The organism is Acinetobacter sp. TUM15064, assembly GCF_008980265.1.
GTDB lineage: Bacteria > Pseudomonadota > Gammaproteobacteria > Pseudomonadales > Moraxellaceae > Acinetobacter.
This window is the reverse complement of record NZ_BKFU01000007.1, coordinates 88,394-99,330: the sequence shown is the minus strand read 5'-3', so window position 1 is coordinate 99,330 and position 10,937 is coordinate 88,394. Positions and strand designations below refer to the sequence as shown.

General features: G+C 39.4%; 10 protein-coding genes and 1 riboswitch. Of the genes, 2 read left to right on the top strand and 8 right to left on the bottom strand.

Annotated features, from left to right (window positions below; all coding sequences use genetic code 11):
* The first annotated feature begins 172 nt into the window (after positions 1 to 172).
* Both GBI16_RS04025 and GBI16_RS04020 read left to right on the top strand, forming a co-directional pair.
* On the top strand, positions 173 to 466 hold the full coding sequence (locus tag GBI16_RS04025) for a hypothetical protein (RefSeq protein ID WP_228267805.1): 294 nt from the start codon (positions 173 to 175) through the stop codon (positions 464 to 466).
* Between the two features lie 118 nt (positions 467 to 584).
* The gene (locus GBI16_RS04020; protein WP_086210640.1) at positions 585 to 1,739 is read left to right on the top strand and encodes an MFS transporter; all 1,155 of its coding nucleotides are present in this window, start codon (positions 585 to 587) and stop codon (positions 1,737 to 1,739) included.
* A gap of 53 nt (positions 1,740 to 1,792) precedes the next feature.
* Here the strand turns inward: GBI16_RS04020 and GBI16_RS04015 are convergent, their stop codons facing one another.
* The 8 genes from GBI16_RS04015 to prmB form a co-directional block, all read right to left on the bottom strand.
* Positions 1,793 to 3,283, bottom strand: coding sequence for an amidase (locus tag GBI16_RS04015; protein WP_151706553.1), 1,491 nt, complete (start codon positions 3,281 to 3,283; stop codon positions 1,793 to 1,795).
* Between the two features lie 52 nt (positions 3,284 to 3,335).
* Positions 3,336 to 4,766, bottom strand: coding sequence for a GGDEF domain-containing protein (locus GBI16_RS04010; protein WP_151706552.1), 1,431 nt, complete (start codon positions 4,764 to 4,766; stop codon positions 3,336 to 3,338).
* 240 nt (positions 4,767 to 5,006) lie between these two features.
* Positions 5,007 to 5,234, bottom strand: coding sequence for a hypothetical protein (locus GBI16_RS04005; RefSeq protein ID WP_151706551.1), 228 nt, complete (start codon positions 5,232 to 5,234; stop codon positions 5,007 to 5,009).
* 193 nt (positions 5,235 to 5,427) lie between these two features.
* Complete coding sequence (locus tag GBI16_RS04000) at positions 5,428 to 6,672, bottom strand: D-amino acid dehydrogenase (protein ID WP_151706550.1); 1,245 nt, start codon at positions 6,670 to 6,672, stop codon at positions 5,428 to 5,430.
* 133 nt (positions 6,673 to 6,805) lie between these two features.
* Positions 6,806 to 6,892: riboswitch (glycine riboswitch) on the bottom strand.
* 250 nt (positions 6,893 to 7,142) lie between these two features.
* Positions 7,143 to 7,943 carry a hypothetical protein gene (locus tag GBI16_RS03995; RefSeq protein WP_228267804.1) on the bottom strand — a complete coding sequence of 267 codons (801 nt, stop codon included), beginning with the start codon at positions 7,941 to 7,943 and terminating at the stop codon, positions 7,143 to 7,145.
* A 218-nt stretch (positions 7,944 to 8,161) separates the two neighbouring features.
* The gene (locus GBI16_RS03990) at positions 8,162 to 8,671 is read right to left on the bottom strand and encodes a GNAT family N-acetyltransferase (protein WP_151706549.1); all 510 of its coding nucleotides are present in this window, start codon (positions 8,669 to 8,671) and stop codon (positions 8,162 to 8,164) included.
* A gap of 68 nt (positions 8,672 to 8,739) precedes the next feature.
* Positions 8,740 to 9,831: a chorismate synthase gene (aroC, locus tag GBI16_RS03985; RefSeq protein ID WP_151706548.1), complete on the bottom strand. Its 1,092-nt coding sequence runs from the start codon at positions 9,829 to 9,831 to the stop codon at positions 8,740 to 8,742.
* A 15-nt stretch (positions 9,832 to 9,846) separates the two neighbouring features.
* Positions 9,847 to 10,857 carry a 50S ribosomal protein L3 N(5)-glutamine methyltransferase gene (gene prmB / locus GBI16_RS03980; protein ID WP_110975510.1) on the bottom strand — a complete coding sequence of 337 codons (1,011 nt, stop codon included), beginning with the start codon at positions 10,855 to 10,857 and terminating at the stop codon, positions 9,847 to 9,849.
* Between the last annotated feature and the right edge of the window lie 80 nt (positions 10,858 to 10,937).

Genomic DNA, 10,937 nt, shown 5'->3' with positions numbered 1-10,937 from the left:
CTTCTTGGGTAAGATGAGTATAGTTCATGATGCAACTTTGACTTTGGTCGGTCGGAAGCAAAATGCTAGCTCATCTTGCTTCTTTCCAATAATTTAATCTCTGTTGCACTTCATTTGAGAATCTAAGAACCAAGTTGATATGCAGTTGAATGGCAGCTCTAGCACTAAAGGTATGGTGCAATCAGGACCAGATGACTTAAGTCCAAAGTCCCGTTTTATGACGTTGACCCATAACATCATGCCTGTTTCCACCATTCCCTATCATTCGATTATGGGTAACTACCGTCAGACCAATGATACACGTGAAATGAGTGATGGTATTGTGCCCTATTCGAGTTCACATTTAGACCATGCTGTATCTGAAAAAATTATTAAAGCGAAGCATTCAGTACATGAAGAAGCAGAGACCTTATTGGAGTTACGTCGTATTTTAAGACTGCACCTTGAACAAAACCCAAACAGATAATCAATACTGCTAAGTTTTTGATATAATTATCTTATTTTAGAAAATATAGCCAAGCTTAAATAAGTAAATGCTTTAACACTTTTTTGAATATTTTCGCTCTAGCAAGGAATACAGCACAATGCTTCCATTCCCCATTCAGCACCGACTGGCTGGTTTTTACTTCTTTTATTATTCCATTGTAGGCACATTCATGCCGTTTTGGAGTTTATATCTCGAAGATCAAGGCTTTAACTACAGTGAAATCGGTATTCTTTCATCCATTGCCATTATTACCCGTTTTTTTGCCCCGTTTATTTGGGGTTGGATTGCAGATAAATCAGGGAAACGGATGCTCTTAGTCCGAGTTGCTACATGGATGGAAGCTTGTATTTGGTTCATGATTTTTATCATTCCAAACTCCTTTCAAGCCGTTGCTCTGCTCATGCTAATTTTTAGTTTTTTCCAAAATGCAATTTTAGCTCAATTTGAAGGTGTTACCCTATTTTGGCTCGGAGAACAACGGAGTGCATTATATGGAAAAGTCCGGAAATGGGGTTCTATTGGTTTTATAGTCGGTGTGTTTGGTATTGGTGCATTATTAGAAATAATTCCAATTTCTATGCTGCCCATACTACTACTATGTATTTCTTTTTTGGCTTTTCTTTGGTCGTTTAGCATTCGTGAGCCAACCACAGCTCCCAATTCTCAAAAGCACCTTGAGCCACTCTTACCTATCTTAAAAAAGCCTGTCGTAGCCGCATTTTTTAGCATTGAATTTATTCTACTTTTTTCACATGCCCCATTTTATAGTTTCTATAGCAACTATTTAAAACAAACAGGCTATTCAACCACTGAAATTGGTTTTTTATGGTCAGTGGGCGTCATGGCTGAAATTATTATGTTTGCCGTTGCTCAGGTGTTTTTCAAACGTTTTTCATGGCGGCTCCTTGTTTCTGTTTGCCTCATTCTCACGGCGCTACGCTGGTTTTTGATAGGTTCTTTTCCACAAATCTTCACGATTCAATTTTTAGCACAAACCATTCATGCCTTTAGTTTTGGTTTATTCCATTTGATTGCTATGCGCATCATTTTCCAAAATTTTAGTTTAGGCCAACAAGGCCGTGGACAGGCACTTTATAGCACCATGTGGGGCCTTGGTGTCGCATCAGGCAGTATTCTTGCAGGACATTATTGGAGCATTCTATCAGGCGAATATATTTTTATTTTGGCTGGTATTGCCGTCTTATTCGGGCTGTCTTTGGTAATCTTTCTGCCCAAAGAAGTACAAGCTTAAGCCACTTTTTGAGCGACACTTATAGCTTGGGTAGTTAAACTAACATAGCCTTTCTATACGTGGATCTCTCGATATCTATGGAACCATGGTTGAGTTTGTTCAAGTTGATTGGCCAATTGTAGTAGCAAGTCTTCACGGGCAAAAGGCGCAATAAACTGCGAACCAAGCGGTAGGTTATCAGCATTCCAATACAAAGGTACAGACATTGCGGGTAAGCCTGTAATATTTGCCAGTTGTGTAAAAGGCACCCAAAGCAGATTATCTTTTACAATTTTATCTACCAACTTCCCTTGAGCGAGCAAATGCACCTTACCGACTTTAAGTAGGCTTTTTAGAATCGGCTTTTGCCATAAAGGTGTAGAAACTTGTCCATTTTTGGGCGCGACTGAAGCAGTTGCAGGAGTTAAATAAAGATCATAATGGTCAAAGAATTGGTTCATACGAGTCACATATATTCCCCAATGATTCAGGTTATGAATATATTCTAAGGCTGTTGTTTTCGCACCAAAGGCAGCCAGAGTTAAAGAATCCAACTCGAAATCGCCTGCTGTTGTTGGGACTTGTTGTTTGATCTGCTCTAACATATACGAAAATTGACTGAACCATGTCGTGATAAAGTCGCGGGCCAATGCCATACCATCAATTTCAGGTTGTGCTTCAACTACTGTATGCCCTAATGACTCCAACAAATGTGCCGTATGCTGTACAGCAGCAATAGCATCTTTAGATACTGTAGTTCCAATAGGAGACTGCGTACAAAATGCAATTTTAAGTTTTTTTACTGGCTGCTGTAGACAGGCCAAATAGCTTTGGCCGGGCTGTTCAATTTTAAACAATGAGCTATGTTCCGCACCGTGCGTTGCATCGAGCATTGCAGCACTATCTCGCACAGTCTTCGCCAATACATGCTGTATGGCTGCACCATGCATTGCTTCACTCATATCAGGACCCCACGGCGTACGTCCACGACTTGGTTTAAGACCGAATAAACCACAATATGATGCAGGGATCCGAATTGATCCTCCCCCATCACCAGCACCAGCAATCGGTACAATCCCTGCTGCAACGGCCGAAGCAGAACCACCAGATGATCCACCACTATTATGTTTTAAATTCCATGGATTACAACAACTACCCCAAGCATCAGGTTCAGTAATACCTTTAATACCAAATTCAGGCGTATTGGTACGACCAAAGGTCAAGATCCCAGCTTTCTCCCAGCGGTTCACTATTTCTGCATTGTGCTGTGCAATATGCCCCGTTCGTTTAAAGGCTTGGCACCCATAAGAGGTGGGATAACCCGCATATTCCTGAAATAAATCTTTAACTAAAAATGGTACACCAGCAAATGGCCCAGACAACACATTCTGAGCGCGCTTTTTAGCATAATCATGCATGGGAATAATAATGGCATTTAAGGCTGGATTAACTTGCTGACTGCGCTCAATCGCAAGTTGTAATAATTCAGCAGGATGGACTTGTTTTTGTGCAACTAACTCAGCCAATCCTAAAGCATCGTATTGTAGGTATTCAGAAAAAATCATTGTGATCCAAATATATAATTCTTATTGTTATCTAGTTTTACCTGCTTTTAGATTAAGAGGCAATACGTACTTGGTTCCGCCCTAATGTTTTCGCTTGGTAAAGCGCCCGATCTGCCTGATTTAGAATACTCTGTAGACTATTTTGCGTTGGTAGCACCTGATGTACTACGCCTAAGCTCACGGTCATATTTAAAACTGCATGCGCCACTTGAGTCTTGGACAACGCTACGGCACGACAAATACGCTCTGCAATCATTTCTGCTTCAACTAAGTTCGTATTCTTCAACACCACAACAAACTCTTCTCCCCCCATACGTGCAAATAGATCTTGTTCACGCAAATTACTTTTGACCGTGGCTGCAAAGCTTTGTAGCAAAACATCTCCTATATAATGTCCATATTGATCATTCATTTTTTTAAAATGATCAATATCAAGCATAATAATCGTAAGCGATTTGAATTGATTTTGTTTTAGTAGATTCTCAGTTTCTGTAAAGAAAAAACGACGATTAGCCACATGAGTTAAAGGATCATGATTGGCAAGATATAAGACTTCCTTATATAAAGCATGCCGATTTCGGCTTACGATACATAATAGCAAAGGCGCAATCATCAGCATGCATAGACCAATTCTTACGGACATTGACGTTGCCAAAAAATTATCTGCAGTTCGTGAAATATAATAGGTTGTTAAACTATGATATAGCACCAAGCAGACGGTACTATTAATTAGACTGACGTAAAATAAATTATAACTCAAGGCCGCCCAAATCAACCCTGCTAAAGGAAAAAGCAAAGCGCCTGGACCAAAGAAAATATGTGTACAAGCCACAGAAACAATAACAGAAAATAGTGGTAATAAATCTATAAACTTTGTCTCACACTGCCTCCGATTTTTCCAAATATTGGTGAACTTTTTCCCAGTCGGGAACGTAAGCATCAATGGTAAAATAGAGATACAATTTAAGACTTCACCCGTCCACCAAATATAAAACTCAGACCAAGAGTCATCTGCCGTCATAAATGTATGTGGCATATGTGGAACAACGGTCACAGCAAAAATCGCACTAAAGAAACAGCCAATAAATATACAGACTAAAAATAAATAAAGAAAATTTAATCCTTTATTATCAGAACGATAATCTATTTGTAAATATTGAATAAAAAACAGAGAGACACTGACTGTAATAAAATTGGCAACAGTTAATGCTAAAGTTAGTTCAAAATGGTTTCCCGTTACCAAGTCCGCAGACATATAACCAATAAAAGCGCCTATCCATCCCCCCAGATTTCTTAACTGAGGAAATCTTAAAAACAAGCCGATGAGTACAGCATTGGCGGGCCAAAAATAAGCAAAATATGCAATCGGTCGTGTCAGTATTCCAAGCAAACAACAGACAAAAATGACCAAAGCAATCAATGCACATGCGCGGCCATGTTGTTTAAAGTTAAATGGTACTTCTGCTAGCTTTCCTGCGTACAAAATATTCCCTCATGTTTACATGAGTTTAGCAACATCATGTTTTTTTATTGCCCTTTAGACTTCAAATACTCATTGAATAGAAGTCATTTTGCATTGACAATATTTACTAAACAAACTGTATAGATTGTTAGGTGGCGTTTCAATATTATTTTTTATTTATGCTCTAAATTTATATCATTTGTAGAAAAAAGTTGCCCATTTAAAAAAGCCTCCAAATCAGGAGGCTTTTCTATAGTGAACTTATTTTGCTTCAGAAGCAGCTACTGGCACTGACGCACCTGCCTCCTCAGACTCTAAAGGTGCAGCATCAATCATGTCAGGGCTCACCTCAATATTGGTCACTGGTGTTTCAGTTGCTGAACTTTCCACTGGCGTTTGTTCAGTCTCTTGTTTCTTGTCACTACATGCTGCAAGCGACAGCATCGTTGCAGAAGCTAAAACCACCAAAGCCATTTTCATGTTAATCATTATTCACCTTCGAATTAGTCATCAATTACCTGAAACCATACTACGTATTTTTGATGCAGTTTAAAGTATTAGTTTGTGAGCAATCTTTTGAAATTAAGGCAGAATTATAACATCATTAAGTCAAAATGATAAAAACAAGCCCGACTTGAGTTTGTTTTTATCATTTCTCATATAACCCAATACAACCTTTGGCTTAAACAGGATAAGCTGTGGCAACCTCTTGGCTAATCATGGCTGCTGTCGCTGCAGATAAAGTCCACCCTAAATGCCCATGTCCTGTATTAAAGAACACACGCTCTAATTTTCCACGGCGTACCACTGGCATCATATTAGGCATCATCGGTCGAAGGCCCGCCCAAGGTACCGCATGCTCTGTCGAGACTTTAAAGTTACGATTGGTCCAATCTACAAGAGGTTGAATCCGATCTGCACGAATATCACGGTTATAGCCATTAAACTCAGCTGTTCCCGCTACACGGAATCTGTCTTTACCTAAACGTGAAGTGACGATTTTTGCACTTTCATCCAGCAAGCTTACCCATGGTGCATTTTGCTGACTCTCTTCGTCATTCAACATAACGGTAATCGAATAACCCTTCACTGGATAGACATTGACACGTTCTTGGACTAACTCTGCCAGTTGGTAACTGCCTACACCAGCACAAACCACAACAGCATCGGCAGCCAAAATCTCAACATCATTCGGTGCCAACTCTACATTTTCAGAACTCGGTTGTAATTTCACCTCAACACCCGTCGATAGATGTTGAATATCCGTTACATCCATCCCAAAACGGTATTTTACACCTAATTTTTGGGTGACTTCTGCCAAACCTGTGGTGTACTTATGAATATCACCCGTGGCATCACCTTCACAGTAGAATCCTGCATAATAGTCACCAGTCAGGGTCGGCTCAATTTGCTTAATTTCTTCATTGCTTACACCGCAACGTTCAAGTCCACCTTCATTCAACATATCATTGACGCGAATAGCAACGTCATAGTCTTGTTTATTATGATAAAAATGTAAAATTCCACGCTTCTCTAAGTTAAAGTCAATCGACTCTTTTTCAGCAACTTCAAATAAGCGCTGACGAGCCAATAGAGCTAAGCGGACTGTTTCGTGGGTATTGGTCTCATAATGTTTAATATTGCCTAGAAATTCCATCAACCATGCATATTTATGTACACTAAAAGATGGATTCAGCAACAACGGCGCAGATTTTTGAGACATCCATTTCATGCCTTTCAGCACTGTCGATTTTTGGTTCCAAACTTCAGCATTGCATGCAGACAGTTGTCCACCATTTGCAAAAGAAGTTTCCATGGCTGGAAATAGATGACGGTCAACAACGGTCACTTGATAGCCAAGTAAACTTAATTCATACGCAGTTGTGACGCCTGTAATTCCAGCACCAATGACAACGACATGACACATAGACACCTCCTTTTTATTGTTTGATGTCAAACCCCATCTGTCATGTGTACCTGAGAGCTTCGATCTAAAACTTCCCATGAAGCTTTAAACCATCCCCTTCGGTGAGTGATTGAACACTTCTCTCCAGAGTTTTTTCATTATTACAGTCCTTTTGCCTGAGAGTTTCCGGGGTCGTTGCTCCTTCGGCGAATGCAGAACATTTCTCTCCTGCAATAATGCTTATTATTCTATGAGCAATTTATATACCATGTAATCATCCGATTGGAAACTGCTCTTAAAGTATTATCTTTTGTTTATTGTTATAGAGCACAACCTCGGCTTAGGGCAAGCTTTGCACTATATTGATGAAAATAACGCTGCTAATGCTTTAAAATAGCACACATCCAGTCATACATTAGAGCTACCCCAAAGTCATCTAAAAGTCTTTGATCATGGTTATGGCTATACTCTTTGGATGTTTCATTTTATCTTTACTCAGTATTAAAAGAATGAATGAGTTGTTCTGCATCTTGATAAATTTCTTGCCAATGAGGTAATAACTCACTGTGAAAGCTTATAGTGATATAACTCGTATTAAACCCATAATTGGGCTGATGTGTAATAAACTCACAACTTGTTTCACCACTCTTAAAATAAAGACATACAATAGTGAGACTTACCCCTTTACCTTTACGCTCTTGCCAATACACCTTTTTTCCAACACCGTCATCACTTTTTACCTCTATTTCATAGAGCCCCAAATCTGAGTTAAATGTTTTTGTTTCATCTATCCATATTTCACTCACCTCTTCTCCACTAGAAGAAAACATTCCTTTTCTTAATTTTCTTTTTAAATGACCAAAAAAATTAAAGAAGTCTTTACTTCCCCACTCCTCTTTCCAAACGGAACGTTGGTTTAATGCTATTGTGATCACATCTTTATTTTCAGAATCTAGTCTAAAGCCTTCTCTAGATGCTTTCATTTCAGGCCATTTCACTTTCAAATCAATACTTTGAATTTGATCATCACAGCCTTTGGCCTCGTGTTCTTCTTTTATATTTTTCCCCCAATAATTCACACCTTGATAATTCACTCTGCCATAATATAAATACTGCTTATCAATGAGCATGTGCCGATCACCAAATTTTCCACAAGCATATAATCGAGCTTTGACTTTTTCAGGATCATGCATACTGTCATAGCCGTATATCAACAATGAAATAACCAAAACTGTGAGTAATGATAAAAATAAAATGGTGCCTCGTCTTACGCTGCTTAGCTTTTCATTCATACCCATTCCTTCTTATTAAAAAAATAAACTATCTAAATGACTTAACTCGAATCAAAGATAAGAAATTGGCTTAAAAAAAGAGAAAGACTAGAGCCATTTGTTGGGTTAACACACTAAACTTACAACTCTAGCTCTTATGCTCCTTGCGCCACATACGGCTCATACCCAATTATTCTGTGTTATTGATGATTTTTTCAGAAATTTAAAAGACCTAAACATTAAATTTGTTTACTCAGTAAGACCAAATGAAGGTTAATCAAAGGTTGTCCTAGATTGGCATCCAATGGGTAAGATTCCGTCTTATGAGTATCGTGATAACCATGACGTGCATAATATGCTAACAATTCTTTTCTTACATTTAAGACCAACATGTTTAACCTAGCAATATGTTGCTTTTGTTTCGCAAAAACTTCTGCAAAATTGAGTAATTTCTTTCCATAACCTGAATTTTGATGCATAGGTAAAATTGCAAAACTTCCAATTTCAATAGAGTCAACATCTTCGGTTAGGCCAATGCACCCCAAAATTTGACCATCCGCTTCTAAAACAAAGAGCTTAAAATTTTCTTTTTGTAGTTCGATTTTTAACTGCTTTGAAGATATACGATCTCCAGCAACAACATTAAATTCATGTGTCCAACCTTGGTTGGTACGATAGGCAATATTGATGACATCTACAACGTTTTCAATATCATTTAATTCTACCAAGCGAATTATATTGTCTTTCATATTCAAATAAAAAAGTCAGACCGAAGTCTGACTTTAATGTGTATTTTCTTAAATAGGAAGAAAATTCTCTAGTCTTCAATCGGCGCAAATGGGGCAACGACATCTGCATTTTGAGCACGATGGCGCATAAAGTGATCCATTAAAACAATCGCAAGCATTGCCTCTGCAATCGGAGCCGCACGTACACCCACACAAGGGTCATGACGACCTTTGGTTAATACGTCAGTATCTTCACGATTAATATTGATCGTTTTACCTGGTGTAGTAATAGATGCTGTTGGTTTAAGCGCAATTGCAACACGAATGGTTTGACCACTCGAAATACCACCCAAAATGCCACCGGCATGGTTCGCGAGGAAGCCATCTGTGGTTAACTCATCTCGGCTCTCATGTCCGAACTGACCAGCAACGGCAAAACCATCACCAATCTCAACCCCTTTGACAGCATTAATGGACATCATGGCATGGGCAATGTCAGCATCTAGACGGTCAAAAACAGGCTCACCCCAACCTACAGGTACTTTTTCAGCCAAAATTTCAAGCTTTGCGCCACAACTGGTACCTTGTTCACGCAATGAAGTCACCAGTGCTTCAAAACGCGGTACGGCATCGACATCACCGCAGAAAAAAGGATTATTGGGTACTTCATTCCAATCCAATTTTTCAGCAACTTCAGTTCCAATTTGGGTCACATGACCACGAATTAAAACACCAAACTTTTCGGCCAAATATTTTTTCGCAATCGCACCCGCAGCCACACGCATAGCCGTTTCACGCGCACTCGAACGACCACCGCCACGGTAATCACGGAAACCGTACTTTTGTGTATAAGTATAGTCTGCATGTCCCGGACGGAAGCTTTGTGCAATGTTACCGTAATCTTTGGATTTTTGATCGGTGTTACGGATCAATAAACCAATTGGTGTACCTGTTGTTTTACCTTCAAACACACCTGAAATAATTTCAACTTCATCAGGTTCTTTGCGCTGCGTGGCAAATTTCGAGGTGCCCGGCTTACGACGGTCTAAATCTTTTTGCAAATCGTCTGCTGTAAGCTCAAGACCCGGTGGAACACCATCCACAATCGCCATTAAGCCTACACCATGAGATTCACCACAAGTCGTTACACGGAAGAGTTGCCCTATACTATTACCTGCCATGTCCAACGACTCCTTTTATGCTTGAACAGATTGAATGAATAAATCACGGAATTGACGGCACTGAGCTGCAGTCAATGCAAAGATTCCTGTACCGCCTTTTTGGAACTGTAACCAGTAAAAATCAACGGTATTAAAGTTTTGGCGCATTGCCCATTCAGAATTACCCACTTCAATCACGATGAGACCATCTTCAGTTAAGTAATCTGGTGCTTGAGCTAACATTTTACGAACCAAATCCAAGCCATCTTGACCCGCTGCCAGTGCCAATTCTGGTTCATGGTGAAATTCTTCTGGTAAGTCTGCCATGTCTTCAGCATCCACATAAGGCGGATTAGACACGATGAGATCATATTGATTTTCAGCAGGAATTTTGGCAAACAAGTCAGACTCAAGTAAAGCCACTTGATATTGTTTGTCGTGGTGTTCTGAGTTAATTTGAGCCACTTCTAAAGCTTCTTTAGAAATATCAGTTGCATCCACTTCAGCATCTGGGTAGGCATAAGCTAAAGCAATCGCGATACAACCTGAACCCGTACACATATCTAAAATACGTTGTGGTGTTTTTGGATTTGGATTTTCTGGCAAGTTATTGACTGCCTCACCCATTTGGCCATTTTCACCTAAGCAATAAGGTGCAAAACGGTTTTGAATCAATTCTGCAATCGGTGAACGCGGAATCAGTACACGCTCATCGACATAATATGGTTTGCCATCAAAATATGCCAAATTAAGCAAATACGAAGTCGGTACTTTTTCATTAATTCGACGTTCTAATAAACTTAAAACTTCTGCTTTTTCACTTGGTAGTAACTTTGAATCTAAGATTTCAGCATCCGCATTCCAATCTAAAGATAAAGTCTGTAACACCAACGCTGAGCTTTCAGCAAAATAGTCTTCTGTACCTTGACCTAAATGTGCATCGTATTGACGTAATGCTGTCACTCCAAAACGGATAAAATCACGAATTGTACTTAAGTTTTCAGCGGCTTCCTGTATATGTTCAGGGCTAATAGTCGGGCGATCCACTAAAGGCGTCTCCAAGGTCATTGTAAAAACGCCTTATGATACCCTGTTTTTCTATGATTTATAATGTTTTGATGCACAGC

Excerpts from the sequence above, each read along its gene's own strand:
- GBI16_RS04025 (WP_228267805.1), top strand. The coding sequence starts at position 173 with ATGGTGCAATCAGGACCAGATGACTTAAGTCCAAAGTCCCGTTTTATG.
- GBI16_RS04020 (WP_086210640.1), top strand. The coding sequence starts at position 585 with ATGCTTCCATTCCCCATTCAGCACCGACTGGCTGGTTTTTACTTCTTT.
- GBI16_RS04015 (WP_151706553.1), bottom strand. The coding sequence starts at position 3,283 with ATGATTTTTTCTGAATACCTACAATACGATGCTTTAGGATTGGCTGAG.
- GBI16_RS04005 (WP_151706551.1), bottom strand. The coding sequence starts at position 5,234 with ATGATTAACATGAAAATGGCTTTGGTGGTTTTAGCTTCTGCAACGATG.
- GBI16_RS04000 (WP_151706550.1), bottom strand. The coding sequence starts at position 6,672 with ATGTGTCATGTCGTTGTCATTGGTGCTGGAATTACAGGCGTCACAACT.
- GBI16_RS03995 (WP_228267804.1), bottom strand. The coding sequence starts at position 7,943 with ATGAATGAAAAGCTAAGCAGCGTAAGACGAGGCACCATTTTATTTTTA.
- GBI16_RS03990 (WP_151706549.1), bottom strand. The coding sequence starts at position 8,671 with ATGAAAGACAATATAATTCGCTTGGTAGAATTAAATGATATTGAAAAC.
- aroC (WP_151706548.1), bottom strand. The coding sequence starts at position 9,831 with ATGGCAGGTAATAGTATAGGGCAACTCTTCCGTGTAACGACTTGTGGT.